The 26,675-nt window shown below is 59.9% G+C and carries 21 protein-coding genes and 4 pseudogenes; 10 read left to right on the top strand and 15 right to left on the bottom strand.

Annotated elements, in window-relative coordinates:
- The first annotated feature begins 10 nt into the window (after positions 1-10).
- The 5 genes from METAC_RS21740 to METAC_RS0100875 all read left to right on the top strand — a co-directional run bounded on the left by METAC_RS21740 (position 11) and on the right by METAC_RS0100875 (position 12,569).
- Complete coding sequence (locus METAC_RS21740; protein WP_051335276.1) at positions 11-3,424, top strand: TonB-dependent siderophore receptor; 3,414 nt, start codon at positions 11-13, stop codon at positions 3,422-3,424.
- Positions 3,425-3,527: 103 nt separating this feature from the next.
- The gene (locus METAC_RS21735) at positions 3,528-4,781 is read left to right on the top strand and encodes a PepSY-associated TM helix domain-containing protein (RefSeq protein WP_084143363.1); all 1,254 of its coding nucleotides are present in this window, start codon (positions 3,528-3,530) and stop codon (positions 4,779-4,781) included.
- A gap of 263 nt (positions 4,782-5,044) precedes the next feature.
- Positions 5,045-6,193: an MdtA/MuxA family multidrug efflux RND transporter periplasmic adaptor subunit gene (locus METAC_RS21730; RefSeq protein ID WP_245257392.1), complete on the top strand. Its 1,149-nt coding sequence runs from the start codon at positions 5,045-5,047 to the stop codon at positions 6,191-6,193.
- Complete coding sequence (locus tag METAC_RS0100880; protein WP_026605592.1) at positions 6,190-9,309, top strand: multidrug efflux RND transporter permease subunit; 3,120 nt, start codon at positions 6,190-6,192, stop codon at positions 9,307-9,309. The genes METAC_RS21730 and METAC_RS0100880 overlap by 4 nt, the downstream gene beginning before the upstream one ends.
- On the top strand, positions 9,306-12,569 hold the full coding sequence (locus METAC_RS0100875) for an efflux RND transporter permease subunit (RefSeq protein WP_026605591.1): 3,264 nt from the start codon (positions 9,306-9,308) through the stop codon (positions 12,567-12,569). Before METAC_RS0100880 ends, METAC_RS0100875 begins: the two co-directional genes overlap by 4 nt.
- Positions 12,570-12,590: 21 nt before the next feature.
- Here METAC_RS0100875 and METAC_RS26185 read toward each other — a convergent pair.
- A pseudogene (locus METAC_RS26185) lies at positions 12,591-12,750 on the bottom strand (integrase core domain-containing protein); the annotation flags it as partial.
- Positions 12,751-13,481: 731 nt separating this feature from the next.
- On the opposite strand from METAC_RS26185, the gene METAC_RS21725 reads away from it, so the two are divergent.
- Entirely contained in the window at positions 13,482-13,829 is a 348-nt protein-coding gene (locus tag METAC_RS21725; RefSeq protein ID WP_051335275.1) for a hypothetical protein, read from the top strand.
- Positions 13,830-13,833: 4 nt separating this feature from the next.
- Positions 13,834-14,241: a hypothetical protein gene (locus tag METAC_RS0100865; RefSeq protein WP_026605590.1), complete on the top strand. Its 408-nt coding sequence runs from the start codon at positions 13,834-13,836 to the stop codon at positions 14,239-14,241.
- Positions 14,242-14,570: 329 nt separating this feature from the next.
- On the opposite strand, the gene METAC_RS0100860 is transcribed toward METAC_RS0100865, so the two are convergent.
- The 8 genes and pseudogenes from METAC_RS0100860 to METAC_RS27395 all read right to left on the bottom strand — a co-directional run bounded on the left by METAC_RS0100860 (position 14,571) and on the right by METAC_RS27395 (position 20,952).
- Positions 14,571-15,002: a four-helix bundle copper-binding protein gene (locus tag METAC_RS0100860; protein ID WP_026605589.1), complete on the bottom strand. Its 432-nt coding sequence runs from the start codon at positions 15,000-15,002 to the stop codon at positions 14,571-14,573.
- A gap of 551 nt (positions 15,003-15,553) precedes the next feature.
- Entirely contained in the window at positions 15,554-15,901 is a 348-nt protein-coding gene (locus METAC_RS26180; RefSeq protein ID WP_156898052.1) for a hypothetical protein, read from the bottom strand.
- The gene (locus tag METAC_RS0100850) at positions 15,876-16,274 is read right to left on the bottom strand and encodes a type II toxin-antitoxin system VapC family toxin (RefSeq protein WP_026605588.1); all 399 of its coding nucleotides are present in this window, start codon (positions 16,272-16,274) and stop codon (positions 15,876-15,878) included. The genes METAC_RS26180 and METAC_RS0100850 overlap by 26 nt, the downstream gene beginning before the upstream one ends.
- Positions 16,271-16,522: an AbrB/MazE/SpoVT family DNA-binding domain-containing protein gene (locus METAC_RS0100845; protein ID WP_026605587.1), complete on the bottom strand. Its 252-nt coding sequence runs from the start codon at positions 16,520-16,522 to the stop codon at positions 16,271-16,273. The genes METAC_RS0100850 and METAC_RS0100845 overlap by 4 nt, the downstream gene beginning before the upstream one ends.
- A 476-nt stretch (positions 16,523-16,998) precedes the next feature.
- Positions 16,999-17,415, bottom strand: coding sequence for a hypothetical protein (locus METAC_RS0100840; protein ID WP_026605586.1), 417 nt, complete (start codon positions 17,413-17,415; stop codon positions 16,999-17,001).
- Positions 17,412-18,131: a hypothetical protein gene (locus METAC_RS0100835; RefSeq protein ID WP_026605585.1), complete on the bottom strand. Its 720-nt coding sequence runs from the start codon at positions 18,129-18,131 to the stop codon at positions 17,412-17,414. Before METAC_RS0100835 ends, METAC_RS0100840 begins: the two co-directional genes overlap by 4 nt.
- Before the next feature lie 373 nt (positions 18,132-18,504).
- A complete protein-coding gene (locus tag METAC_RS0100830; protein WP_156898051.1) occupies positions 18,505-19,392 on the bottom strand; it encodes a hypothetical protein in 888 nt (295 codons plus the stop codon).
- Between the two features lie 217 nt (positions 19,393-19,609).
- Positions 19,610-20,952 (bottom strand): annotated as a pseudogene (locus METAC_RS27395) (ISKra4 family transposase).
- 62 nt (positions 20,953-21,014) lie between these two features.
- On the opposite strand from METAC_RS27395, the pseudogene METAC_RS21715 reads away from it, so the two are divergent.
- Positions 21,015-21,407, top strand: a pseudogene (locus METAC_RS21715) (ATP-binding protein); the annotation flags it as partial.
- A gap of 236 nt (positions 21,408-21,643) precedes the next feature.
- Here the strand turns inward: METAC_RS21715 and METAC_RS21710 are convergent.
- The gene (locus tag METAC_RS21710) at positions 21,644-22,072 is read right to left on the bottom strand and encodes a winged helix-turn-helix transcriptional regulator (RefSeq protein ID WP_084143359.1); all 429 of its coding nucleotides are present in this window, start codon (positions 22,070-22,072) and stop codon (positions 21,644-21,646) included.
- Positions 22,073-22,198: 126 nt separating this feature from the next.
- On the opposite strand from METAC_RS21710, the gene METAC_RS0100800 reads away from it, so the two are divergent.
- Positions 22,199-22,891 carry an NADPH-dependent F420 reductase gene (locus METAC_RS0100800; RefSeq protein WP_026605581.1) on the top strand — a complete coding sequence of 231 codons (693 nt, stop codon included), beginning with the start codon at positions 22,199-22,201 and terminating at the stop codon, positions 22,889-22,891.
- A gap of 295 nt (positions 22,892-23,186) precedes the next feature.
- Here the strand turns inward: METAC_RS0100800 and METAC_RS27390 are convergent, their stop codons facing one another.
- The 3 genes from METAC_RS27390 to METAC_RS0100790 form a co-directional block, all read right to left on the bottom strand.
- Complete coding sequence (locus tag METAC_RS27390) at positions 23,187-23,345, bottom strand: hypothetical protein (protein WP_425338897.1); 159 nt, start codon at positions 23,343-23,345, stop codon at positions 23,187-23,189.
- A gap of 42 nt (positions 23,346-23,387) precedes the next feature.
- A complete protein-coding gene (locus METAC_RS21705; protein WP_051335274.1) occupies positions 23,388-23,762 on the bottom strand; it encodes a nucleoside phosphorylase-I family protein in 375 nt (124 codons plus the stop codon).
- Between the two features lie 120 nt (positions 23,763-23,882).
- Positions 23,883-25,130 (bottom strand): MFS transporter, encoded by a 1,248-nt coding sequence (locus tag METAC_RS0100790; RefSeq protein ID WP_026605580.1) that lies wholly within the window; start codon positions 25,128-25,130, stop codon positions 23,883-23,885.
- A gap of 119 nt (positions 25,131-25,249) precedes the next feature.
- Here METAC_RS0100790 and METAC_RS21700 point away from each other — a divergent pair.
- A pseudogene (locus METAC_RS21700) lies at positions 25,250-25,964 on the top strand (IS6 family transposase).
- 70 nt (positions 25,965-26,034) lie between these two features.
- Here METAC_RS21700 and METAC_RS0100780 read toward each other — a convergent pair.
- Positions 26,035-26,418 (bottom strand): type II toxin-antitoxin system death-on-curing family toxin, encoded by a 384-nt coding sequence (locus METAC_RS0100780; RefSeq protein ID WP_026605579.1) that lies wholly within the window; start codon positions 26,416-26,418, stop codon positions 26,035-26,037.
- Positions 26,415-26,645: a hypothetical protein gene (locus METAC_RS0100775; protein WP_026605578.1), complete on the bottom strand. Its 231-nt coding sequence runs from the start codon at positions 26,643-26,645 to the stop codon at positions 26,415-26,417. The genes METAC_RS0100780 and METAC_RS0100775 overlap by 4 nt, the downstream gene beginning before the upstream one ends.
- Between the last annotated feature and the right edge of the window lie 30 nt (positions 26,646-26,675).

Below are 26,675 nucleotides of genomic sequence, written 5' to 3'. Positions count from 1 at the left end.
GGAGCGGCCGATGGCGCCGAAGATTTCTTGTCCCAAGGACAAAGGCATGACTGGGCTTGTTGGAGCGATGGCGTTCAGCCTGCTCGCCTCCGGCGGCGAAGCGCCGGCCGAAGCGCATGTCGCGATTCCTCCTCAGGAACTGGCGGAGGCCGTCAAGGCTTATAAGATCCCAGCGGGCTCGATCGCCGCGGCGCTCAACCGTCTCGCCGAGGCGAACGGCGTCCAGATGGTCTATCGCGCCCAGCTGACGCGAGACGTCGCGACCCAAGGGCTGTCAGGCGCTTATGCGCTGGAGGACGCCCTCCATAGGCTCCTTGCCGGCACTGGCCTCAGCTATCGCTTCGCCAAAAATGGCCGCAGCGTTTCGATCGTGCTCGCGGAAAACGACGCGGGGACGCAGAGCGACGCGGGGAACGTCGTTCTGCCGGAGATCGACGTCGCCGGCGCGGGTACGAACAGGACGGGGTGCGGCCAATATGGCGGCGCGCCGTGCAGCGGCTACGGCGGCGCCGGTCTGGCGCAAGATCCGTTCAACACCACTTATGTCTTGCCCGATTCAAGCGTCGGCACCAAGACCGACACGCCGATCATGGACACGCCGCTGAACGTTCAGGTGATCCCCCAGCAGGTGTTGCGCGACCAGCAGGTCATCACCCTCGACCAGGCTTTGCAGAACGTCAGCGGCGTGACGGTCTCGCAAGGCGCGGCCAGCAATGGCAATCCCTTCGACGCCATCGTCCTGCGCGGATTTCCGGCCACAAATATCTACCGCGACGGGTTCCGGGTGGATGGCGGAAGTAATGCCGTAGCCTCCACCGTCTCCGCCCAGCAATTGGCCAACGTGGCGAGCATCGAGGTGCTCAAAGGCCCGGCAGCTATTCTTTACGGGCTCTCGGAGCCCGGAGGCATCGTCAATATCGTCACCAAGGAGCCGCTGAGCGCACCTTATTATTCCGTTCAGCAGCAGTTCGGCTCTTTCGCCAATTACCGCACAACGATCGACGCCACCGGCCCGGTCACCGAGGACAAGGCGTGGCTCTACCGGATGGACATGTCCTATCAGAACAATGGCGCGCCCTACGGCTCGCCCATTGATTTGACCCATTCGCAGGACGTCTTTTTCGCGCCGGTGCTCAAATGGAATATCGATGAGGCGACCTGGGTGAAGCTCGAAGCCCAATATGATGAGAACCGGTTCAACAATTACTTTCCGGACAACCCTGTCTACAACGGGGTTTTCGTGAACATTCCGCGGAGCACCAATTATCAGGAATCGACCCCCCTTGAACGGAAAACGCTGTTTACCGCGCTCACTTGGTCGCATCAATTCGACAATAACTGGTCGATCAAACACCAAATCGCCTATAACCGGGCGGACCTGGGCGTAAGCCAAACAAATGGCGCCGGCTACATTGATACGACGTCGGCCTCCGTCCCTGTCTATGACCGTGGTTATGGCGTCAACTCCTACAGCCAAAGGACGTATTCGACCAATGTCGACATCACCGGACACATCGACACCTTTGGCGTCAAGCATACCTTGCTGATAGGCGGCGATTTCTATAAATTCGACACGTACAGTCAATATTTCGCCAGCTACGGGACTTCCTTCATCGACGTCTGGAATCCGGTCCATCCCGGCACAACTCCCGCTTTCTTCAACCTTTTGCAACCTGCGTATGAATACACCAATCCACAAGACACCGCCGGCCTTTATGTGCAGGATCAAATCAAGCTGCCGTATAATCTCATCGTTCTGGCGGGGGCGCGATACCAATATATCCGCGAGAACGGCGGGATAAGCGGCAGCCCGACCTTCGTCGCGAATACGACCGTTAATCACGCGAATCAGGACCAGGCCGTAACGCCCCGTTTCGGCCTTTTGTGGCGGCCGGAACAATGGGTGAGCTTTTACGCCAATTACACCGAAGGGTTCGGCGCCAACAGCGGCGTAATTTACCCCAACACCCCCGTTCCTCCCACCAGCGCCCAGGAAAAGGAGGCCGGCGTCAAATTCGATCTTCTGGATGGCAAGCTGCGCATCACCGCGGATTATTACGATCTGACCAAAACTAATATTCCCACGGCCGATCCTCTCCATCCACAGGGCAACTACTATACCGTAACCGGTGCGGCGCGCAGCAAAGGCCCGGAGCTCGATATCCAGGGCACACTTCTGCCGGGTTGGAATGTGATCCTCGCCTATGCCAACCAGGATGTCCGCGTGATCCAGCAAAATCCCGGCGGGTACATTTCTACGGCGTTGGAAGGCCAGCGCGTTCCCGGCGTTCCGCAAAATCTCGGAAGCTTTTGGACAACTTACGAATTCCAGCCGGACAGCGCCTTGAAAGGCTGGAAAGTCGGCGGCGGCGTCGTCTACCATGGTTCACAACCGGCCTATGATTACTCGGGCTCAGGACAATCCTATCTGCTGCCCATGGTGTCCGGCTACGCTATCGTGAATGTGATGGCCGCCTATAGTTTCAAACTCGCCGGAACCGATATGACGGCGCAAGTCAATGTCACAAACCTTCTGAACCATACCTATTACACGGACGCCGGCTATTTGGCCCCGCTCGCATCCGGGCTCCAGGGAGGCTATCGCACCATCGGCGCGCCACTCACCGTCATGGGTTCGCTCAGCGCGCAATTCACCAGCTTTGCCGCCCTCGCCACTGCGGCCGGCTTTGCCCCGCCCGCCGCGCCGCCGCGCGCCTTCACCTGGACTGGCGTCCATATTGGCGGCCAGATCGGCTACGGCTGGGGCGACAATAAGGGCGATGTGACTTACGCAACACCCGGCGGCTTATTCGGGGTAAATTCGCTGAACGGGGATGCGTCAGGCGTGATCGGCGGCGCACATGTCGGCTACAATCTGCAGTTGAATGATTGGGTGGTCGGCCTGGAAAGCTCGGTCGACGGCACGACGTTGCACAAGACAACGACAATCGGCTTTGTTGATCCTTCCGGCGGTTCCGACCCCATCACCTTTCAGCCATACAGCGGTAGCGTGTCGGCCCGCGTGCAGTCCGCCATTCAAGGGTCGATCCGCGGCCGCGTGGGCTATGCCTTCGACCACCTCTTGGTTTACGGGACCGGCGGCGCCGCTTTGGGGAGCTTTTCCACCGGCCTCATCCTCGGCGCGGTCGACGCTACCGGATCTTATTACGCAATCGGCGGCCACCCGGCGGCCCGCGTCGGTTGGACCGGCGGCGGCGGCGTCGAATACGCCATCGACAACAATTGGTCGGTCCAAAGCGAATACCGCTATTCGGATTTCGGCCATCTCACGGATTTGCCCGTCTCGCCCGTCGCCGGCCTCGGCTACTCCGCCAGCCGCCACCTGGCGCAAAATCAGGTGCAGGTTGGCTTCAGCTACAAATTCGACGGATTCGCGCCGGAGCCTGTCATCGCCAAATATTGATGGCGCTCGGGCGTCTCCTCTGCGGGGGCGAACGCGCGAACGACCATCGTCCTGAGCACGAGGGCTTGGGATCGCCCCAAGCAGGTAAATAGGGTTCCAAACCATGACCCGTCATTTCTTCGTCTGGTTGCATCGCTGGACCGGGCTTTTTCTGGCGGGGTTCCTCATTCTCGAGGGCCTCACCGGCAGCCTGCTTGCCTTCAACGGTGAACTCACGCGGCTGCTAAACCCACAAATGCGCGCCGCGCCGCCGACGCCAGACGCGCCGTTGCTCGACCTCGCTGCGCTCGCCGAGCGCGCCGAGGCGCTGGTTCCGGAGGCGCGGGTTGATTATTTCGGCGCCGGCGGGCCCGATCCGGTCCTTATGAGGTGCAGTCCGCGCAAGAACCCGGCGACCGGCAAACCCTATGACATAGGGTTCAAATATCTTGTTCTCGATCCCTGGACCGGGAAGGAGCTCGGCCGCCTGCAAGACGGCCATTATGCGCAGGGCTTCGTCCGAAATATCATGCCCTTCGTCTACGACCTGCACATGTATCTCGCGCTGGGAGGAGCGGGAGCATGGGTTTTGGGCGTAGTTGCGCTGCTATGGACGCTCGATTGTTATGTCGGGTTCTATCTCACTCTGCCCGTCGCGCTCGCCGGCTTTTGGGGGCGCTGGCGGCCGTCTTGGCTCATCAAATGGCCGGCGGGTTTCTTCCGGCTCAATTTCGATCTGCATCGCGCCAGCGGCTTGTGGCTCTGGCCGATGCTATTCGTCTTCGCCTGGTCGAGCGTGATGCTCGAACTGCCTTCGGTCTATGAATGGACCACAAGCGCCCTATTCGACTATCGGTCGCCCATGGACGAATTCATGTCTGTTACGAAGCATCCGAACGACGCGCCGCGCCTCGGCTGGCGCGCGGCGCAGGAAATCGGCGCGCGGCTGATGGACGAGCAGGCTGCGCTCCATGGCTTCACCGTCAAAGGGCCGACTGGCCTCGGCTATATCTCGGAGATCGGGGTCTACACCTATGCCGCGCAGGGCAGCCGCGATGTGAGGGAACGGGGCTGGAACACGAGCCTATGGCTCGACGGGGATACAGGCGTCTTGCGCTCCCTGGATCTGCCGACGGGCGAACATCTCGGCAACACGGTCTCCAGCTGGCTTTGGGCGCTGCACTTCGGCGATGTCTTTGGATTGTTAGCTTACCGCATCTTCGTCTGCGCGCTGGGTCTCGTGATCACGATGCTCTCGGTCACTGGCATCTATATCTGGTGGAAGAAGCGCAGCGCGCGGATATTCTCCGCCGAGCATCGCGGCCTGGCTGCGAAAACCGAAGGCGCCACGGCTTACGTCGAGTCGAGCCGCGCGTGAGATTGAGATGGACTTTAGAGCGTGTTCCGAAAAAGTTGCACGACTTTTTCGATCGGAACATGCTCCAATCTATTGAATTGGAGCGGGTTCTTTTCGATTGGGCGATTCCGCCCAATCGGAACGCGCTCTAGCCTCGAGGAAAAATGAGCGATCCCGCGGCTGAACCCTTGCCCCGCGTTCTTGAACGTGATGCTCCGCGCGCACCGGCATCCGCAGCGCGGCCGCGGCGGTGGTTGGCAGCTCGGCTTCTCGCCGTGGCTTTTATGATCGCCGCGCTTGGGTGGCAGTATTTGAAGCCCACCGCAACGCCGGCTGGCAAGCCCGCCGACGCGCCGCGTCCGGTTCCGGTGAGCATCGTTGCGGTCAGCGGCGGCGACCTCCGCGTCACGTTGGCCGGGCTTGGCACAGTGACGCCGCTCGCGACCGTGTCGGTCAAATCGGAAATCAGCGGCAAGTTGGTGCAAATCGCCTATCAGGAAGGCCAGATGGTCAAGCAAGGCGACTTCCTCGCCGAGATCGATCCGCGCCCCTATCAGAACGCGCTGCATCAGGCCCAGGGCCAGCTCATGCGCGATCAGGCGCTCCTCGAGAATGCAAAACTCGATCTCGAGCGCTACCGCCGTCTGGTCAAGCAGGATTCGGCGCCGCGTCAGCAGCTCGATACGCAGGATTCGCTCGTCCATCAATATGAAGGCGTAGTGAAGATCGATCAGGCGCTGGTCGACAATGCCGAGCTCAATCTTGATTACTGCCGCATCAAGGCGCCGGTCTCGGGCCGGGTAGGGCTGCGCCTCGCCGACCTCGGCGCCTATGTGACGAGCGGCGACGCCAATGGCATTGTCGTCCTCGCGCAGCTGCAGCCGATCAGCGTGGTTTTCCCGGTGGCCGAGGATCATCTGCCGGCGGTCATGAAGCAAATCCAGGCCGGGAAAAAGCCGCCGGTCGAGGCTTATGATCGCAGCGGAGGCGCGCTTCTCGCCAAAGGTTTTTTGGCGACGGTGGACAATCAGGTCGATCCGACCACGGGAACGGTGAAGTTCAAGGCGCAATTCGATAATTCGGACCTTGCGTTGTTCCCCAACCAATTCGTCAATGCACGTCTGCTTGTTGACATGTTGCGCGATAGGATTGTGGTTCCTTCCGCCGCGATCCAATATGGCCCTGCAGGGCCATTCGTTTATGTCGTCGGCGTCGGCGACGCGGCGGCGATGACGCCGGTCAAGGTCGGTCCGAGCGAAGGCGACAGAACCGCCGTTCTGTCGGGGCTGTCGGCTGGAGCCCGCGTGGTGATCGCAGGCGCCGACCGGCTGCGCGACGGCGCCAAAGTGCGGGTTTTGGAGACCAAGGCGGCGGATGGGAAGCCGGCGGCCGAGGCCGCGCCTGGGACATCCGGCGAGCTGAGCGGACGATGAACCCTTCCGCGCTGTTCATCCGTCGGCCGGTCGCGACCACCCTGCTCATGATCGCGCTTTTGCTAACTGGGGCTGTCGGGTTCTTCTTCCTGCCCGTTTCGGCGCTGCCGCAGGTCGATGCGCCGACGATCCAGGTGCGGACTTTCTATCCCGGGACAAGCCCCGAGGTCATGGCCACGGCGGTGACCGCGCCCTTGGAGCGTCAACTTGGGCAGATGGCTGGCCTCGACCAGATGAGCTCGACGAGCTCGGCTGGGGCCTCCGTCGTCACCTTGCAATTTTCCCTCGACCTCGGCCTCGACATTGCCGAGCAGGAGGTTCAGGCGGCGATCAACGCCGCTGCGAGCCTCCTGCCGACCGACCTTCCGGCGCCCCCCGTCTACGCCAAGGTCAACCCCGCCGACGCGCCGGTCCTGACCCTCGCCGTCACCTCAAGAACATTGCCGCTGCCGAGGGTCCAGGAACTTGCCGATTCGCGCCTGGCGCAAAAAATATCGCAAATGCCGGGGGTAGGGCTCGTCGCGCTCGCCGGGGGGCAGCGGCCGGCGGTGCGCATCCGAGTGAATCCACGTGCAATCTCCGCCTATGGCCTCAACCTGGATGATCTTCGCACAACCATCGGCAGCGCCAATGTCAATCTCCCAAAGGGCGGCTTCGAAGGCCCGATGCGCGCTTATTCGATCAACGCCAACGATCAGCTGAAAAGCATAGAGGACTATAAGAAGATCATCATCGCCTATAGGAACGGCGCGCCGGTCCATTTGTCCGATGTCGCTGAAATCGTGGAGGGCACGGAGAACAGCGCGCTCGCCGCCTGGCATGACGCCTCGCCCGCCGTCATCCTCAACATCCAGCGCCAACCAGGCGCCAATATCATTGCGGTGGTGGACGCCATCAAGGAAGTGCTGCCGGCGCTGCAAGCTACAATGCCGGCCGGCGTCGACGTCGCCGCGCTGACCGACGGCGCCGTCACCATCCGCGCCTCCGTGCGCGACGTCGAATTCGAGCTCGCTTTCGCGATTCTGCTGGTCGTCCTGACGATCTTCCTGTTCCTGCGCGATTTCCGCGCGACGCTCATCCCGAGCCTTTCGGCGCCGCTCTCGCTCGTGGGGACCTTCGCGGTCATGCATCTTTTCGGCTTCAGTCTCAACAACCTGACCCTTATGGCGCTCGCCATCGCGACCGGCTTTGTCGTCGACGACGCCATCGTCATGATCGAGAATATCGAGCGGCATGTCGAAGCGGGCGAGGCGCCGCTCGAGGCGGCGCTCGTCGGCTCGAAGCAGATCGGCTTCACCATCGTCTCGTTGACCCTGTCGCTGATCGCCGTGCTGATCCCGCTTTTGTTCATGGCCGACGTGGTCGGCCGGCTATTTCGTGAATTCGCCGTCACACTCGCCGTAACCATACTCATCTCGGCTGTCGTCTCCCTAACCCTCGTCCCGATGCTCTGCGCCAAGCTGCTGCGCCGCCAACGGGTGAGCGAGCAAAACGCATTTGCGCGATCCGCCGGCCGATGGTTCGACGCCGCCATCGCCGTCTATGGCCGGGCGCTCGACGTGGTTCTCGAACATGAAGGGTTCACGCTCGCGATTGCGGCGGCGACCCTCGCGCTGACCGCTTATCTCTATGTAGCCATACCGAAAGGATTCTTCCCGACCCAAGATAATGGCGTCCTCCAGGGCGTCTCGGTCGCGCCGGACGGGATCTCCTTCGCGGCAATGGCTGAGCGCCAGCAGGCTTTGGCGCAAGCCATCCTACACGACACCGACGTTGAAAGCCTCTCCTCCTTCATCGGCGTCGACGGCGTGAACATGACGCTGAATTCGGGGCGCTTCCTCATCAACCTGAAGCCGCGCGCGCAACGCAGGGCGAGCGCCGTAGAGATCGGGCGCCGCCTCACCCGAAAGACGGAGGCGGTCGCCGGCATCTCGCTCTATCTCCAGCCTGCGCAGGATCTCGCCATCGATTCCAGCGCCGGCCGCACGCTATATCAGTTCATCCTGGAGGACGCCGATCCGGCGGAGCTCGACCTAGTCGTCCCCGAGCTGGTCGATCGGCTGCGACGCGAACCCCTGCTCGAGGACGTCAGCAGCGCTTTGGAGTCTCAAGGCCTTGCCGCCTATCTCGACGTCGATCGCGACACGGCCGCGCGGTTCGGGATCACCCTGGCCACGATCGACAACGCTCTTTATGATTCTTTCGGCCAGCGGATCGTCTCGACCATCTTCACCCAATCGAACCAATATCGCGTCATCCTGGAGGCAGACCCGGCATTCACGCCCTCGACCGAAGCGCTGATGCGGCTCTATCTGCCCTCTTCGACATCGAGCGGCGGTCAGGTGCCGCTGTCGGCGATCGCCTCGGTCAAGGTGAAGCCGGCGCCGCTCGAGATCAGCCATTTCGGCCCCTTTCCGGCGACCGCGATCTCCTTCAACCTCGCGCCCGGCGTCTCGCTCGGGCAGGCGGTGGAGGCGGTTCGCGCGGCGGAGCGCGAAGTGGATTTACCGGCCGGCATGATCACCCATTTCCAGGGCGCGGCGCTCGCCTTCGAGGCCTCGCTCGGCAATGAATTGGCGCTAATCCTGGCCGCGCTCGTCACCGTCTATATCGTGCTCGGCATTCTCTACGAGAGCTTCATTCATCCAATTACGATTCTCTCGACGCTGCCCTCGGCTGGGGTCGGCGCGCTCGCAGCCTTGATGCTGGCGGGGATGGATCTCGGATTGATCGGCGTCATCGGCATCGTGCTGTTGATCGGCATCGTGAAGAAGAACGCGATCATGATCATTGATTTCGCACTTGACGCCGAGCGCCGCGAGGGCCTTGCGCCCAAAGAGGCGATCCGCCGCGCCTGCCTGTTGCGGCTGCGGCCGATCCTGATGACGACATTTGCGGCCATGTTCGGCGCCCTGCCTTTGATGCTCGGAACCGGAGTTGGATCAGAGCTCCGCCAGCCGCTCGGCGTCTCGATCATCGGCGGGCTAGCCCTCTCACAAGTTCTGACGCTTTTCACCACGCCGGTCATCTATCTCGCTTTCGACCGCCTCGCCAAACGGTTCGGGCGTAGTCCGGCCGCGGCTCCCGAGCGGCCAGCGCCGGAGCCCAGGCGATGAACGTCTCGGCGCCTTTCATCAGGCGGCCGGTGGCGACGACGCTTTTGACCCTCGCCATCGTGCTGGCGGGCTGCTTCGCCTTCTTCAAGTTGCCTGTCGCTCCTCTGCCTCCGTTGGAGGTCCCTGTGGTCGCCGTAGAGGCTTCCATGCCAGGCGCAAGCCCCGAGCTGATGGCGAGCGCTGTCGCGACGCCGCTTGAGCGGCACTTGAGCGCGATCGCCGACGTGACCGAGATGAGCTCGGAGAGCAGGACAGGGACAACCTCCATCGTTCTCTTGTTCGGCTTCGGCCGAAATCTCGATGGCGCCGCCCGCGACGTGCAGGCGGCGATCAATGCGGCGCGCGCCGATCTGCCCGCGGCCATGAGCGGCAACCCGCAATATTACAAGGACGATAAGGCGGGAGGGCCTATCCTCTATGTCTCGCTGACTTCGGCGACCTTGAGCCCAGAGCGAATTTACGATTTCGCCAGCGCCCTGCTCGAGCAGACGTTGTCGTCGGTCCGAGGCGTCGGCAAGGCCTGGATCTTCGGCTCGTCCAAACCCGCCGTCCGCGTCGAGCTCAATCCGGACGCTCTTTCCAAATATGGCGTCGGCCTCGAGGACGTTCGCGCCGCGCTCGCCGCCGCCAACGCCAATAGCCCAAAGGGGGCTATCGAGGTCGGCGAGAAGCGGCTTCAGATCTACGCCAACGACCAGGCCCGCAGGGCGGCCGACTATCGCGGACTCGTCATCGCCTATCGCAACGGCCTCGCGGTAAAGCTGTCGGATGTCGCCGAGGTCGAGGATTCTGTCGAGACTCTGCGCACCATGGCGACGACCAATGGCGTCGCATCGGTCGTAGCGAAGGTTTACCGCAGGCCTGACGCCAATATTGTCGCCACGGTCGATCGCATCAAGGCGAGGCTGCCGCAGCTGCGCGCCGCCCTGCCGGCCGGCGTCGACCTGACCCTCCTGTCCGACCGAACCGTTGAGATTCGGGCGTCCTTGCGCGATCTCGAGCGGACCCTGCTCATCGCCGGCGCGCTGGTGATCCTGGTGGTTTTCGCCTTCCTGCGCAGCTTGCGCGCCACCCTGATTCCTGCGGTGGTGGTTCCGGTCTCCCTGATCGGCACTTTCACAGTCATGTTTCTCTTGGGCTACAGCCTGAACAACCTGTCCTTGTTGGCGCTCACCATCGTCACCGGACTTGTCGTCGACGACGCCATCATCGTGCTGGAGAATATCTCGCGCCACATCGAGACCGGCATGACGCGCATCGAGGCGGCGCTGCGAGGCGCGCGCGAGGTCGGCTTCACCGTCCTGTCGATGACTCTGTCGCTTATCGCCATTTTCATTCCATTTCTGCTGGCTGGCGGTATTGTCGGCCGCTTCTTCAATGAATTCGCGATGACCTTCACGGTCGCGATCCTGATCTCGCTCGCCGCCTCGCTCGCAACGGCGCCGATGCTTTGCGCGCTCATGCTCAAAGCGCCGTCCAGGCACATGCCCGGGCGGCTCAGCCTTGCGCTTGACCACGCCTATCAGGCGATGCTTCGCGCCTACGACCATACGCTGAGCGCCGCGCTGCGCCATCCCAGGGCTATGCTCCTGATCTTATTCGTTATGATTGGTTTGAATTTCTATCTCTTCGCCATCGTCCCGAAGGGCCTGCTTCCGCAGCAGGACGCCAGTCGCATCTTCGGACTTGTCGAGGCGGATCCGGGCGCAACCTTCGAGGCGACGCGGCGGAAGCTAGTCGAGGCCTCCGCGATCATTCAAGCCGATCCGGCGGTCGAAAGTCTCATCAGCGCGGCCGAAGCCAGCTTGAGTTTCGGCTCGATATATCTCGATCTGAAGCCTATGGCGCAACGAAAGGAAAGCTCGGACGCCGTCAAGCGCCGGCTCAGCCAGTCCGTGAACGACGCGAATGGCGCGTCAATCTCCTTCATCTCACTGGGAGACCTCCCCGATTTTTCCTTTAATCCCGAGGCCAATCGCGGCCAATATCAATATAAGTTGCAGGGCGACAACATAGCCGAGCTTCGCATCTGGTCGCACCGCCTTACGGATGCGCTGAAACACGTCCCGGAAATTCTCGATCCGTCATCCGCCCAAAATGGGGGCGGTCTCGAGACCAATCTCGTCATTGACCGCGCCACGGCGTCCCGACTGGGGATCACCGCTAGCCAGATCGACACGACTCTTTATGACGCCTTCGGCGAGCGGCAGGCGTCGACCATTTCCGCGCCGTTGAACCAATATCACGTCGTCATGGAAGTCGCGCCTCGCTACAGGCAAACGCCCGACACGCTGGATAAAATCTACATCAGCACCTCCGGCGGCGTGGCCGGCGGCGTGCAATCGACCAATGCGCCGGCGGGAACCGTGTCGCGAGGGACTGCGCAGGCGACGCGGTCGAACGCCGCCGCCATCGCGTCCGACGCCGCGCGCAATCGCAATCTTAACGCGCTGGCCAACACCGGTCGAGGTCCGGCCTCAACCGGGGCCGCGGTCAGCACCAAGCAGGAGACCATGATTCCGCTGTCCGCGATCGCGCGATTCGAGCAAGGGAGCGCACCCGTCTCGGTCGATCATAACGGCCGGTTCGTCAGCGCGACCATCTTTTTCAACCTGCCGCCGAAAATCCCGCTGAGCGAAGCCATGGCTGCGATCGAACAGACCGCTGCCGAAATCCATATGCCTGCGACTATCCATGCCGGCTTTTCGGGAGCCGCCAAGATCTTCCAGCAAATGCTGGTCAAGGAGTTGATTCTGATCGGAGCGGCGCTCGCCACGATCTACGTTGTGCTCGGCGTGCTCTATGAGAGCTTCCTGCATCCGCTCACCATCCTATCGACGCTGCCTTCAGCCGGGGTCGGCGCACTTCTGGCGCTGATAGCGTGCGGGGGCGAATTCAGCATCATCGCCTTTATAGGCGTTATTTTGCTCATTGGCATCGTCAAGAAGAACGCGATCATGATGATCGACGTTGCGATCCAATCGGAGCGCAACGAAGGCCTTTCTCCTCGCGACGCGATCCATCAAGCCTGCCTCTTGCGCTTCAGGCCCATCATGATGACGACATTCGCGGCATTGTTCGGGGCCTTGCCGCTCGCTCTTGGTTTGGGCGAGGGTGCGGAGCTCCGCCAGCCGCTCGGGATCGCTATCATCGGCGGCCTCATCGTCAGCCAGGCCCTGACGCTCTACACGACGCCGGTCGTCTACCTCTATCTCGACCGCCTGCGCCATCGGCGGAAACAGCCGTGCGACAACGCTTGAAACGCCGCGATTTCGTGTGATTCCGTTCAACAATTTGTCGCGTAGCTTCGAGTTGAAGCGCTCGCGGTAGCCGTTCTCCCACGGGCTGCCTGACTCGATATATGCGGTCTTTGGCCCCGAGGGCTTCGATCCAGTCTGGCGCCGCCGCGGTGACGAACTCAGGGTGCCGATTCCGACGAATCCGCCCGGACATAACGGGGATTAGCTCCAACACGGATGGTTTGATTTATCGGCGCTTCGCTTGCGCCAGTTTCGAGCGGGCTCATCAAGGGCCAACCCGCCCAGCAAGTCCTGGGCGGGTTGAAGGCCCCGTCCGATGAGCGGCCAGATTGGGAAGAATCGGGCGGGCTACAATTTCAGGTGGACGAAACAATTTGGGGCAGGTCAATCAGCGCGATGCGACAAATTGACCACAAATCGCGAAACATAGAGAATTATTGGCTTTAACTTGGCGGCTTCGGTCCCCGCAACTCGTTCCAATGAGTCGGGAGACTGCGGCGATGGTGCGCTGTGCGTGGGAACCGTCTCCCTCCCAGGCTCCCATGTGTTGGATCGACCAATCGCCGCAGCCTCTTTGCAGGGGCGCGAAGGAGAAAATGAAGCGCCGTGCGTCTCCCGCGTGGCGCGAATATTGATGCGACCTGTGCCATTATAAGTCACGGCGACAAAGTGACGACTGGACCAGCTTGGCGCCATGCCTGACGCGATCAAAAATGTATTCATTCCACAGCTTGAGATTATCGGTAACGCTCACGCTGGTAATCGTGGATGAATTCAAGAAAAGAGGCGGTGGAGAAATTTTGATCGGAATTGTCGGAAGTTTGAAGAACGATCGGCTTTTGTCGCGCCGAGCGTATCGCTTCGGGGTGGCGTATCCGTTATAGGATAGGCTGGAAATGAAGGGACAGGCATATGACGCTCAAGGCGCTGGGACTGGGGATTGGGCTCCTCATGCCGCCATTTTGCATTTTGACTGCGGCGGCAGATGACAATCTTGTGACGATACTCGCGCCGGCCGATGGGGCTACGCTCGAGGCGAAGCGCGCCTCCAAGCTCGAATTTGAAGTGAAGCCCGTCGTGAAGGCGGATCACGTGCATCTCTATGTCGATGGCGACGAGGCCGCCATGTCGCACACGTTGAAGGGCAAGTTCACGCTCGGGCCGCTCAAGCCCGGAGCGCATAAGGTCTGCGTCCGGCCGGTGAGCAAGGGTCATGCGCCGATCGGCGCCGAAAGCTGCATCACGGTGACGGCGCAATAGAAGCATGGAGCTGGAGAACGCGATCTATGCCGGCGTTCAGATCGCCCATAATTTTGGCGCGGCGACCGTCGCCGCGACGCCGCTCGCGGTGCTTTGGTTCGGCGAGGCCGAATCAGCCTTGCTGCGCCCGCTGGCATGGCTGACCTTCGCCGCCTGGCTGGTCCAGGCCGCAAGCGGGCTTGGCTTCGGCACTGTCAGCTATTTCATGGAAGGCGAACTGCCGGAAATTCACCATGTGGCGCTGGCTGCACTGATCGTGAAGATTCTTTGCGCGGGATTGGCGCTGGCGTTGCTTTCGATTCATTTTTTAAGGCGTGGCGGCGCGCCGCCCGGCGCCGCGACATGGCGCGGCCTGAGCGGCCTCGGCCTCACTGCCTTGACAGCCGCGGCCGTGCTGCGCTGGTTTTCATAAATCCGTCGATGCTCCCGCCTTGGGCTTTATCGCTGCACAGCCTGACGCCATAGATGTGCGGCTCAATGAGAACGCCGGCGCCGCCGAGTCACCTGCGCGGTGGCAACATCTTGCAATAAAAAGATCATTCTTCACCGCGCTACGCCCGATGGGCCTCGGCATTTCTGTGTTTGTCGCATCAAGGTTGTCGCGAACCTTTAGTTCGCGGGTCAACGCCATTAATTGCAGCCTGTTTCAGATTTTCCACCGCCAGATGGAATCGAGCGACGACAAATCTGTCAACAGGCTGCTTGGTTTGCAAGGGATCTGCGGCCGATCCAAGTTAATCGTCAGGCTGAGGCTTTCCGGCACTCTTCGGCGCATTTCTTACAGGACTCACCGCAGGCCTTGCATTCGGCGATGTGAGGAAACTTCTCGCATTCCTTCGCGCAGTCGTTGCAGAGCATTTCCACCACTTTGGCGAAATGCCCCGTATGGACCGAATTAACCGCCGCGAGCGTCTGAAGCGCGCCGCAGCCGGCGATGACCTGATAGGCCGCATCCGTGCAGCCCGCCATGCTCGTATCTTTCATGCTGAACATGCCGAAGCAATGCCTCAGGCAGTCCTCGCCGGTCGAGACGCAATGAGCAGCGGCCTCTTCGAGGCTTTTGAATTTCGGCGGATGCATGGGCTCTTCGCCGCCGGCTTGCGCAAAGACCGGCGAAGCCGCGGCGACCGCGGCAGCGGTTCCGACGACGGTGATGAATTCGCGGCGCTGCATGATTTTCTCCTGTATGATGGGAAATATATTCCCGTGAATGCGGAACATCGCTTGGAGGTTCAACTAAATCACGGGACGTGCAGCTAACACTATGCAGTTCTGCGTCCTCATTCAAGGGTAGTCGGTTGATTTATTATAGTGCTACACGTGCCCCATGGTGAGCATATATTTCATCGATTATATAGATATCTGATCTAAAAATGTTGCATCGCTGAAGTATTCCGATATCATCTATATTGGTAGAATATTATTCTTCTCCCATTACTGGCCATCTGGTCAAGCAGCTCGCCCGGCGACTTCGCCTCAACGATCGAACAGATCTCGAAGCGGGCACCCGAGCGCCGCGATCATCGACAGCCAAACCGCCAAGGCGGCTCAACCCTTCGACTTCGCTCAGGAGGGGCTCTGCGCTCAGCCCGCAGTGCAATGACGCGGGCAAGAAGGTCGCGGGCAGCGAAAGAGCGCCACACCCTCGTCGATGCGCTCGGTCTGCTCCTCGGCGTGAGCGGTCCGCCCGCCAAAACCAGGACCGCGTCGTCGCGCGCGGCTTGCTAGCTAAACGCGGCGGCGCTTTGTCCTTCATCGAACGGATTTGCGCCGACGACGGATACCAGGGACCAAAAATGGTGAAGACGATCGCTACGACAGGATGCTGGAAGATCGAGATCATCAAACGCTCTGATTTCCACCGATTTGTCGTCTTGCCAAAGTGATGGGTTGTTGAACGGACCTTCGCCTGGATCAGCCGAAACCGCCGCCTGATGCGAGACTTTGAACGCTACGCAGAAACCGCCGTGGCCTTCTTCCGCCTCGTGCTCAAATGTCTGGCCAAGGCAAGCCCTTGCTCTTGTATCCCTTCTTCTCGGATCGGCTCTAAGATAGCAGACGGATGGGCTCACCTCGCCCCTCCATCAGTTTCACCGCCTTCTTGTCGAACGTGACGAAGGTGTCCGCGCCAAGCCAGCTTCCCTCGTAAGCAATGACGCCATCTGCAAAATCGCCACCCGCGTCAAGTAGAGCCAATCCGGCTTCCGCCGCAGGTCGGTTCACCACGACATTCGCGCCGTTTATCAAACGTCGGATCGTTAACGCAATTTCGGCGGCAGAGATTTTGTAGCCCTGCGATAGTACCCAGACGAGTTCGCACAGCGCTGGTAGCGCCAGTGCAACGACATCTGCCTTCGCCAATTCCGCCTGAGCAATTTTGCTTTGCCGTTCGTCATCGCCCGTGATGGCCCGAACGAGCACGTTGGTGTCGGCCGTGATCTTCATCGCTTGCCGGCCCAGCCCCGGGCGGTGACTTCGTTGATTTCCTCAATCGTCAAGGAAGGGCCATCTTCCTTCTTCAAAAAATCGAAGACATCCGAGATCGTTCCGGTTGGTCGCGCGGCCTTCACCTCGATCCGGCCATCGGGAAGCTTGTCCACTGTGATTTTCTCCCCAGGCTGGACGCCTAAATGTTTCAGGAGATCCTTGCGGAGGGTGATCTGGCCTTTAGCGGTTACGGTGAGCGTATTCATAGCATGGCCCTATATTGAGCCTTATATGTAAGGAAAAAGCGCCTTACCATCAAGAGCTTTCGCATTTTTCCGGCAAGGGCTTCTCCAGCTCCCATCAAGGGTCAAGCGCAGGCACGAAGACAGTAGCGTAGATTTGGGAGGTGTGGGGAAAGGCGGCATCGCTCCTGCGACTCGAACCCCCAAAGCGAAACTCCAGTGCGGACCTTTGCAGTAGGCACTTCGGCGGCTCGCGCCGCCAGCCTATCGTCGCCGCGCGCCAAGGGGGAATGTCGACCGGACCTTTCAATCTGCTCATCCGTTAGGTTCCATAAGATAAATTATGCGAATAACAATATTTCATTTAAGTCAATCATTTAGACCAAAGAGGTTCCGTAATGCCGGGACATCGCAACCGCCGCCGCTGAATTGCCTATAGGCCCGACGACATGAACGCGGTTGAGCGCCCAGCTTGAACCGCGCCGACTCAGGATGGCATTTCACGGTCGCGGGCCGAATGGCATCAGGATGCCGATCTCAATCTTGTTTTTCCTTTCGGCGGACCATTGAAGGTGCTCGATCTCGCGCCTGGAGATCGCGTTCAGGTCGACATCCGGCGCGATCTTCAGAAGCTCACGGGCGCCCCGATGATTAATGTGCGCAAGGCACACGACGCCCTTCGCGAGGTAGTGACGCCGACCCGCCCAGGCGTCGTCGTTTTCGTCCGAAATCACGGTGAAAAGCGCCCAAACGACGTTCTTTGAACCACGGACCGGAATTGGAAGCCCCTTGTCGGCGGCACGCTCGAAATTCCGGACTATAAGTGACGCGGCGTCGAGGGCGCGTGTTGCCACCGGGGGGCCCCGCCGCGGTGCGAAGACCGGGAACAATTCGAGGAAGGTCTCGAAGACGCTCATGCCGCCCCGCGCGCGGCGACGACGCCCTCGAGGAGCAAGTCGACCAGTTCTAGGGCCTTGGTCAAATTGATCGCGTGATAAAATCTCTGCTCGAACAGATGGTCGACCCCGAGGAGTCCACGGCCCGGCTCCTCGGGGTCGACCAGCATCGCAAAGATCGCCGCGTTGCGGCGGAGTAGCGCGACGAAATGTTTTGCTTCGTCACGCGCCCAAACGGCCGGCGTCGCGCTGAAAATGTCAGCCCGCATTTGCTTCTTGCTCTGTTCATGCAGCTTGAAAATGAATTCATCGCTCGCTTTTGCGTGCGATCCGCCGCGCTTGAGACCGGCCGTCCGGGCGGCTTTGAACTCCCACTCGCGGGCGGCGCGTTCTTCATGGGAAAGAAGTTCGCCCCATCGCAACGATTGGATTTGCTTCCGCAGTTCGGCGCGCAACCGGACGCGAGTTGGATCGGATGAGCGCTCAAGCTGTGCATCGCAGGCGACAAAAATGGCGATGCTGTAGGCGTCGATGAAATGAAATACCCGCGCCACGCCGCTGAAGATGTCTTCCGCGATGAGCGACACGCGATGCCGCGAGACGGTGCTATTTAAAATCCACTTGTTCAGCTTGAATGGCAGACCGACGAAAGCGCGCTCAAGCTCGACTTGCGAAAAGCGTTGGCGCGAAAGCGCCAGGACGCGCGCTTGGCGCCGGTCCAAAACAGTATCCGGCATGAGTGCTCTCCTTGCGACTGTAATCAACGAAGCTCACCGAATGGAAGCGGAGTCGCATTAAAACAACACTTACCAATATGGGCTTAATATGCTTGCAACATGCTGTGTCATACATCGTGTGGCTGTGTGGGGCTCTGACGTGTACCGAAATCTTCTCCCATATCGACTTAAATAATTCTGTTAGGTGAGTTTCGATATGTTTCGGCCACGATATTCGCAACGCGTAATTAAACATCATGACCAGATATCAATGCGCCAATTTCCGAATCGATGCGCGCCCTCTAGCGTCGAACGACCTCAGGGAGCGGCAGTCGTCTTCGCGAATGGCTAATTCGCGCCACTTTAGACTTCTCCACAAAAGCGACAAATCTATTCACGGTTCCTTGTGTACCAAGTCACATACTCGCTCGCATGCAGAAACAATTTCTGCGAATTGACGGTTGCGTTCTGGCGCAAAAAGTTCGAACAGTACCGGATCTTGACCGTGGGCTTCGATTGATAGGGTATCCTCCACCGACTCCTTTTGCGAAGGATCCGTGATCAACACAAGTGCTCGATCAATTATTTGGGCCAATTGCTTGTTACCTCCGCTGGCTTCGGGCCAAGTCCGCGATCGCCCCGCTTTAACTAGTTCCTTTGCTTGGAGCAGCGTGAGGCGAGAATCAATATTTCCGGAGCCGCTGATGAGTGCACCTTTGACATAAGTCGCCGCCTGACCGTCCGAAAAAACTGTTGGAAATGCAAAGATGACATGATGAACATCGCACGAATAAGTGTGCATTAGCGCGCTTAGCGACGCCGTGCCTGCTGCACTGATAAGGAAGGGAAGGTCCTGCCGTTCGCGCTTTTCGGGATCATAGTATGCGCTAGCAGAATTGCGTTCTTGTGCGAGTTTGATTGCCCGAATTGCGGCATCAGTATCCATGTTTCTAACTAACATAACCGCATCCCGCCAGGGATCTAAATAAGTGAGATAACCAAACTCCTCCCGATAGCGTGCAGTCTTGATAGATGAATAGTGGAATCCTTGCTCAAGTCGTTCGGTTGGAACTGCGACATTACCGTCTTCACCAATGACCCAATCCATACCGGCCGCTGGGTCGAGATAAAATTCGAAGGGCGTAGTAGAGGGCCACCATGGTATTTTTTTGTACCAGCTGTGCGAGTCCGCCACATATTCAGCGAAAGCTTTCATTTGAGACAATGTAGGCCGCGGTAATTTGCGCGCCACAGAGCGATAATGGCTGACATCAGAATCCATGTGGAAATGCCTCGACTTCGGATGGTTTATTCGACTCTCATAAAGAATTCGACAGTCAATAAAAGAGTTATTTTCGAGGGGGAGTTCAGTTCAGTTCGGCGAGTACCGAACGACGCGTTTGGGTAGAGCTGCCGCTCGCCTGCGGGAGAACGACAAATTATCGATGTTCTTTTTCCGTTTGCGATTTCAACAAGAGACCGTCTCAAACTTGGGGGTGCTATGCGGCACGCCCTTGTAGGCAGCGTGTCGATCGAACGAACGCGATGTGGTCACGTTCGAATGTTCCGTTCATTACGGCGGTCCGAACCTTAAGCATGAAATGCGCTCCCCTCGGCGACCAGCGCATTTGCTGTTTTGCCGTCATCCGCCGATGCAGCAGCCTATGGACAGCGCTCTCGGTTGGGGCCGTCGAGATTGGCTCGGCTGAACGCCGCGCAGCGGCATAATTGATGATCGAGGAGAATTGCCCGGACACGTAAGTCTCACGATCTCGCAGGACGATTGTGAGCTTCTTGAGGTAGGCCACGGTCAGCTGGACTTGGCGCTTTGGCGTCTCGATGTCCTGCAAAATCTCGTCGATCAGGTCCAGAGCCCCTTTGGGGGCGGCCGCGCCATAGCCGCCAACGGATCCGCTCAATCTTTTTCGCCAGCATATCGCCTTGCTGAAGATCCTCTTTGGTCGCGCGCGGCCAGCTTCGGGCAGTTTGTGTCACATGCTGAACCCGCATCGAAAGATGAAACCAGTCCAAAACATGACGCGCCGGACCCGGGCCTGCGGATTCACCCAGTAAAGCGTGGACCGTCGGCGCCGTCGCTCAACACCGTCACCGGCGTCGCGGGCGTTGCGCCAAGGTCGCGCAAGACGGCATTGAGTTGCTGACGCTGCCGATCCGCCTCGACCGGGACGCTGCTGAACAGCTGCTGCTCCCCTCGGTCGTTACTGGCGCAAGCCAGCATGACCTCGAACGATCGCAGCTGATAGCTTCTGATCGACTTCACATGGCCGCCGTACGGCTTGACGGCCAGACTTTGCTGCTCCAATTTCGCGCCCACCTGCAGGGTTCGCCGACGCGCCGTCTCGATCGCAGGCGCTTCGCCCAGAGGAAGGAATTCCGCCATCAGCGCCGCCGCGCGGCCATACGCGGCTAGGCTCCCCATTTTGACGAGAATGCGCTCGTATTCTGGCGTGCATCGATCCGGCATGATTTCGCCCAAAGGGCTGACAATTTGGCGCGAGGCAAGGCCGCAACGGCAAGGATTGAAGCGAGGCGCCTCGATTTGCACGACCCCGAACAAGGTCGTCAGCCGCCGAGCCCGCCAGTCCTTGATGACGCGGCAGGACCCGCAATGCGAACAAATCCGCCTATCATCACAATATTCACCGGCCTGAGCTTGAATCAGCCGGGTCTGCATAGCGGCGAGAACGGATTTGCCTTCGGCCAAGGTCAGCCCAATGGCCTCCGGAGAAATCGCACTTGAAGGTCGCTGGCCGGTCGCCAGCTCGCGCGTCTCCACGTCCCCGTTTGCCTCCGCCAGCTCCAGCAAAACCCGCCACTTCATTACATTCCCCCGGTCTATAACGACCGGAAACCTATAGCACCCCCAAGTTTGAGACGGTCTCTTTGATGGAGGCGCGCGACGAGCGGTGGTTGCTCAAGCTCCAAGCCCAGCTCGCCGCCGTCAAGCTCCTCATTATTGACGAACTCGGCTATGTGCCCCTTTCGCAGACCGGCACGGAACTGCTCTTCGAGATCTTCAGCCAGCGTCACGAACGCGGCTCGACCATCGTTACGTCGAACCTGCCGTTCGAGGAATGGACCAGCGTCTTCGGCAGCCAGCGCCTCACCGACGCGTTGCTCGACCGGCTGACGCATCACGTCTACATTCTGGAATTGAACGGCGAGAGCTATCGGCTCAAGCAATCAAAGGCGAGGCGGTGCCGCGACCCACGCCCTTCCGACGAGACCGACGAAGCCGCCGACCCAGAAACTGACGAAATCGCAACCGCTTCCTGAAAGTTGCGTCCGCCCGGCCGCGAAACCCGACCATCTCCGCCGGAGAGGACGCGGCGGGTCGAGTTCTAAGCCCAGCCGCAAAATGGCCTGGTTTTGCACCGCCCTAATGGCCGGCTTTTACTCCGCCGTTGACATATCTTCGTCTGGTACACCAACGGACACTACGCCTGCGCCAACAGCGAAGTGCTCAAGGTCGCGGGAATCCTGGAGGATATCGGCGACCTGCCGGACGGCGGTCATTTCGGCCGAGGCGCTGACGGCAAGCTCAACGCCATCGTCAACGAGGAAAGCTCCAAATCCGTTGACTTGACGGCACCCCTCCCCTCCTGCGTTGGTGCATGATCATTGAGATAAGTTTTGCCCCAATCGCGCATCATCAACACAATCGGTTCAAGCGTCCTTCCAAATTTCGTCAACGAGTAATCCACTCGCGGTGGGACTTGCGCATAGACTTTGCGCTCGATGACGCCATCCCGCTCCAGCTCGCGCAGCTGCTGCGTCAACATTCGTTGAGTTACATCGGGCACGAGGCGGCGCAACTCCCCGAAACGCAATGTTCCGTTCAGCAAATGATAAAGCAGCACGCCCTTCCACTTGCCGCCAATCACTTCGAGAGTGGCTTCTACGGCGCAGCCGGGGGTTGTGTCATAGCGCGAGTGACGCATGGCGCCTCTTTAGGAACATCCTTGTAAGTATGCCACAAAATGATGCGTAGTTGCAATTATTGACTGTGAGAATGATTATCTGGACGCGAACCGAGCCTGAGTTCGCTCCTCCAGAAAGGGCAATTGATGTTGAATTTTGGAATCTTGGGCACCGGACGCATGGCCGTCCGCCTTGGGGACCTCGCGGCGAAAAGCGGGCATCGAGTCGTCATGGGTTCGCGCGACCCCGCTCGCGCGAGGGAGATAGCTGGAAAGCTTGGAGAACGGGTGACCGGCGGAGCCTACAGCGAAGCCGCGGCCTGCGACATAGTTATGCCGGCGCTTTTCATTCGGGACGGGGCCTTTGAAATCCTCAAGCCTTTCGCCGAAGACGTCGAGGGAAAAATCGCCGTCGACATCTTCAATCCATTCAACGACGCCTATGACGACTTCACCCTCCCTTGGGATACGAGCGCCGCCGAAGAGCTTCAGAGAATTTGGCCCGGCACGCGGATCGTCAGCACGTTCAAGTGGCCGTTCTGGGAAGCTTTCGAGAACCATGAGTTCGAGGGCGGTCCTATGGACGTCATCTACACGGGTAACGATCTGGCGGCGAAGGAAGTCGTGCTCGAACTTTTCCGCGCCTCGCCCTGGCGCTTTCTTGATGGCGGAGGATTGGAGCAAGCACGATTTACTGAACGTATGACCCTTTTTAGCGGACAGCTCGCAGCTCGATACGGCTACCTTCCGCGCGTCGGTTGGCGGCTTTTAGGGGAGCCTTGGGAAGCCGGCGTCAAGGACGCGTACCGTGATATCGTTCAGCGTTGGGACCGCGCCTAGAGCCTCTCGATCGTACAGGCGAAGCATGACCGCGGAGCGGCTTGCGAGGTCCGACCGTTCCGCATCCCGGAAATCGAGTGAACGACTATTCAGTTTGTGTCTCGAATGCGGGCCGGGTGATTTGACACACGTCTAGGGGACAATATCGGACGCAGTGAAAACTCCAGATCGCCACGGCGACATTGCAAAACTAATGGGCGCTGAGTGAGAGAATTCGCTATCCCGCGCAGCAAGACAGCTTTGCTAAGTCCTTATCGAAGGTCTCAGCGGCAAGCTTCAATCGTTCGACGTTTGTTTAGTAGGGGAAGATCGCCTCCGCGAGGTCTTCGATCGACAGCCCGTGCCGGATCGCAAGCGCCGCTGTTTGGAGGCTGTCGGCCCCTTCGGGCGCGAGGAGATGCGCCCCAAGAAGCCGCCGCGTCGTTCCCTCGTCGCGGAGCCCGCGATCGACAATGATGAAATACGGCGGCGCGTGTATCGGGAGAATTTGCTCAGCCTACGTCATGCTGATGAGGAGCTTGCAGCCGGAGGCGAAGAGCTCCTCGGCGACCAGGACCGCGAACGCACCGCCGATGGCGCAGCCGACAACGCCGTAACGTAGCCCCTCGTGCTCGAACGCATTCAGGTCGGTGTGATTGCACGCGCACGAGGTGAGGCGGCGAGCGCGATCGGTGGCTAGGAGGCGGCGCATATTGTCGCCGTCGGGATCGAGGATGCAAGTTTCGGGAACAGGGTCGGCGCCGATGCCCTTCTGCCGGCGCGCCTCCCTGAGCAGGGCGTCCGGCGTGAAGACCGAGGCCGCCCGATGGTTCTTGCGGCCGAGAATCGGTGGCCGTTCCCCTATGTTGTCATCCTTTGGCCCTGTCATCATGCTCGATCCACCCCATCTGCGCGCGCCCAGCGACCGCGGCAATCGGCGGCCCGGTCGTTATTCCGCGCCGGGCGCATCTCAGCGTCGTCAGAGCATGCTGAAGTCACGTTCGAGAGCATTCTATTGCCGGTGTTCGGTCATTACAGCGGCGACTACGGCCCCCGAAGCGAAAGTCAGCGCGCCGATGGCGATGATGGCCCAGGCGGCGCCGAACAGGTCGGCGATGACGCCCGCCGAGAGCGCGCCTATGGCGTAGCCCAGGTCGCGCCAGAACCGATAGACGCTGAGCGAGCGCGCTCGCCACAAGGGGTGGGAAGAATCAGAGACCGAGGCGATGAGCGTCGGGTACACCATGGCGGTGCCGAGTCCGAGCAGCACGCTGGCAAGGAGCCACCAGCCGAACCGGTGGGTGACCGCTGTTAGGAAAAGCGCGCCAGCCTGCACCCACATACCGGCCGCTATTAAGCCCTTGCGGCCCCAGCGGTCGCTCAATGGCCCGGTCGCTGTCTGAAGAACGCCCCAGACGGCGGGATAGATTGCCTTGAGGATGCCGATCCGCTCGACGCCGAGGCCAAAGGACGCAAAGAACAGCGGGAAGATTCCCCAGCTCATTCCGTCGTTCAGATTATTGACTAGTCCGGCTTGGGATGCAGCGAACAAATTGCGGTCGCCGAACGAGGCGCGACGAAAGATCTCCCAAAACCCAACTGCCGGCCCGGCCGACGCGTGACGCGAAACCTCCAAGGCCACGTGACGGCGCGTGTCGCGCACGAGAAGCGTCGAAAGGATGAGCCCAAGAGCCGCGTAGCCGATCCCGAGGTAGAAGGGCTCTGGCCGGAGACCGTAGCGCTCGGCTATGTAGCCGGTGAGAAAGGCTGTGAGACCGACGGAAAGATATCCGGCGAATTCATTGAGGCCCACGGCGAGTCCGCGCGATTTGGGGCCGACGAGGTCCACCTTCATGATGACCGTCATCGACCAGGCGAAGCCCTGGTTAACGCCGAGCAGCGCGTTCGCCGCGATGACCCAGCCCCAGCTCGGCCCCCAGCCGATCATGAAGGGCACTGGCAGCCCGATCAGCCAGCCTAGGACGAGCATGTGCTTGCGGCCGTAGACATCCGCGAAATGCCCCGAGACCAGATTGGCGACAGCCTTTACCACGCCGAAGCTGACGATGAAGGAGACGACGATCGTGGTCGAGGCGATCTTGAACTCTTCGGATCCGATCAGCGGGACTACCGTCCGTTCCAGCCCAACCATGCCGCCGACGAAGGCGTTAATGAGGACGAGCAGCAAAAACTGCCGCCAGTTCTCGCGCAGGCCGAGTTGGATGCTGGATGGAGCAACGGCGTGTGATTGTGCCGGCACGGTCACTCCTTCCGATGTTTGTTTCTCGAGACCGAACAGATCGCGATGAATGCAGCTCCGAGGTATTGTCACATTAAGCAAGCTTGGCATGCTGGCAGGAAACAGTGCAGGATGGTCGAATGAAAGCTTCACCCAATCCCCATTACCGTCACCGCTTCCTGGCCGAGATCATCAGCCATGCTGTTTTGCTCTATCATGCCTTCAGCCTGAGCTTCTTTGACGTCGAGCTAATCCTGGCGGAACGAGGCGCCGTCGTTTCCTAGGAAACGATCCACCGTTGGTGCTTGAAATTCGGCCAAAGCTTTGCCCAGAAACTTCGCCGCCGCCGTCCGCAGCCGGGCGATAAATGGCATTTAGACGAGGTTTTCATCCGAATTCACGGCGAGCTTCATTATCTTTGGCGCACTGTGGATGAGGATGGCGTCGTACTCGATATTTTGGTTCAGAACCGGCGGGACGGCAAGGCCGCTAAGCGCTTTTTCAAGCGCTTGTTGAAAGGCTTGCGTTACGAACCGCGTGTGATCGTGACCGACAAACTGAAGAGTTACGGCGTGGCAAAGCGGGCTCCGTTGGCGAATGTGGAACACGGCCGAAGCCGCTATCTGAACAATCGTGCCGAGAATTCGCTTCGACCTACCCGACGGCGGGAGCGGCAAATGCAGCGGTTCAAATCACCGCACCAGGCGCAGAGGTTCCCTTTTTGCTCATGCTTTCATCCGCGAACATTTTCATCCGCGCCGCCATCACATGTCCGCTACCAAATACCGAGGGGGGCGCACCAACGCGTTCAAGATCTGGGCGGATGAAACGTACGCGCAAAACGCGGCGCGATAACGATTCAACATACCCATAAATCAGAGCCTCGTAGCCATCATCCCTTAAGTTGACAATCCCGGTTCGGCGCTTAGGCCGGAGGCGCCGGCGTCAGGTTGGCGCGGAGCCAGTCGGCAAGGCGCCCAAGCTCGAATGTGCCGGTCGCATATAGGCCACTTATAAAACCATAGGTCGCGTCGGCGTCCGCCGTGATGCGCGCGCCATTGATGGCGAGAAAGGTATAGGTGACGGCAAAGGCCGTGCGCTTATTGCCGTCGATGAAAGGATGGTTCTGCGCCAGGCTTTCCCACAGCGCGGCGGCTTCCTCGATCAGATCGGCGTAATAACCTGTCTGGGGGCGGTATAGAGCCGCTTCCAGCAGGCCGCGATCGCGCATGCCGGCAGAGCCGCCGTAACGGTCAATTTGGTCGTCATGAATGGCAAGGACTTCAACAACGGTCAGATAGTCCGTCATTCAGCCAGCTTCTTGTAAAGTGACCCGAACTTCTCATGGCTCGCCTGATAGGCGGCCATGACATTGGCGCGAGGCTTACCCTGCTTCCGCTTTTCAATCAGATCAGCCAAGGCTTCATCGACAAGCGTCTGAAGCTGCCGACCCTCGCTCTGCGCAAGATTGCGGACAGTGGCCAGAATCTCCGAATTCACCTGGGTTGCGAATTTCTCGCGGGCCTGGGACGCCATGGCACACCTCCATTATCTGTTCTCAGCATT

This window comes from Methylocapsa acidiphila B2, assembly GCF_000427445.1.
GTDB classification, from domain to species: domain Bacteria; phylum Pseudomonadota; class Alphaproteobacteria; order Rhizobiales; family Beijerinckiaceae; genus Methylocapsa; species Methylocapsa acidiphila.
The sequence above is the reverse complement of the archived record's forward strand: the minus strand, read 5'-3'. Positions and strand labels throughout refer to the sequence as shown.

Excerpts from the sequence above, each read along its gene's own strand:
- METAC_RS0100860 (WP_026605589.1), bottom strand. The coding sequence starts at position 15,002 with ATGCAGCGCCGCGAATTCATCACCGTCGTCGGAACCGCTGCCGCGGTC.
- METAC_RS21710 (WP_084143359.1), bottom strand. The coding sequence starts at position 22,072 with ATGCGTCACTCGCGCTATGACACAACCCCCGGCTGCGCCGTAGAAGCC.
- METAC_RS0100835 (WP_026605585.1), bottom strand. The coding sequence starts at position 18,131 with ATGCCGGATACTGTTTTGGACCGGCGCCAAGCGCGCGTCCTGGCGCTT.
- METAC_RS0100800 (WP_026605581.1), top strand. The coding sequence starts at position 22,199 with ATGTTGAATTTTGGAATCTTGGGCACCGGACGCATGGCCGTCCGCCTT.
- METAC_RS21725 (WP_051335275.1), top strand. The coding sequence starts at position 13,482 with ATGACGCTCAAGGCGCTGGGACTGGGGATTGGGCTCCTCATGCCGCCA.
- METAC_RS0100775 (WP_026605578.1), bottom strand. The coding sequence starts at position 26,645 with ATGGCGTCCCAGGCCCGCGAGAAATTCGCAACCCAGGTGAATTCGGAG.
- METAC_RS21735 (WP_084143363.1), top strand. The coding sequence starts at position 3,528 with ATGACCCGTCATTTCTTCGTCTGGTTGCATCGCTGGACCGGGCTTTTT.
- METAC_RS21730 (WP_245257392.1), top strand. The coding sequence starts at position 5,045 with ATGATCGCCGCGCTTGGGTGGCAGTATTTGAAGCCCACCGCAACGCCG.
- METAC_RS0100865 (WP_026605590.1), top strand. The coding sequence starts at position 13,834 with ATGGAGCTGGAGAACGCGATCTATGCCGGCGTTCAGATCGCCCATAAT.
- METAC_RS0100875 (WP_026605591.1), top strand. The coding sequence starts at position 9,306 with ATGAACGTCTCGGCGCCTTTCATCAGGCGGCCGGTGGCGACGACGCTT.
- METAC_RS0100845 (WP_026605587.1), bottom strand. The coding sequence starts at position 16,522 with ATGAATACGCTCACCGTAACCGCTAAAGGCCAGATCACCCTCCGCAAG.
- METAC_RS21740 (WP_051335276.1), top strand. The coding sequence starts at position 11 with ATGGCGCCGAAGATTTCTTGTCCCAAGGACAAAGGCATGACTGGGCTT.
- METAC_RS0100850 (WP_026605588.1), bottom strand. The coding sequence starts at position 16,274 with ATGAAGATCACGGCCGACACCAACGTGCTCGTTCGGGCCATCACGGGC.
- METAC_RS0100830 (WP_156898051.1), bottom strand. The coding sequence starts at position 19,392 with ATGGATTCTGATGTCAGCCATTATCGCTCTGTGGCGCGCAAATTACCG.
- METAC_RS0100780 (WP_026605579.1), bottom strand. The coding sequence starts at position 26,418 with ATGACGGACTATCTGACCGTTGTTGAAGTCCTTGCCATTCATGACGAC.
- METAC_RS21705 (WP_051335274.1), bottom strand. The coding sequence starts at position 23,762 with ATGATGACAGGGCCAAAGGATGACAACATAGGGGAACGGCCACCGATT.
- METAC_RS0100880 (WP_026605592.1), top strand. The coding sequence starts at position 6,190 with ATGAACCCTTCCGCGCTGTTCATCCGTCGGCCGGTCGCGACCACCCTG.
- METAC_RS0100840 (WP_026605586.1), bottom strand. The coding sequence starts at position 17,415 with ATGAGCGTCTTCGAGACCTTCCTCGAATTGTTCCCGGTCTTCGCACCG.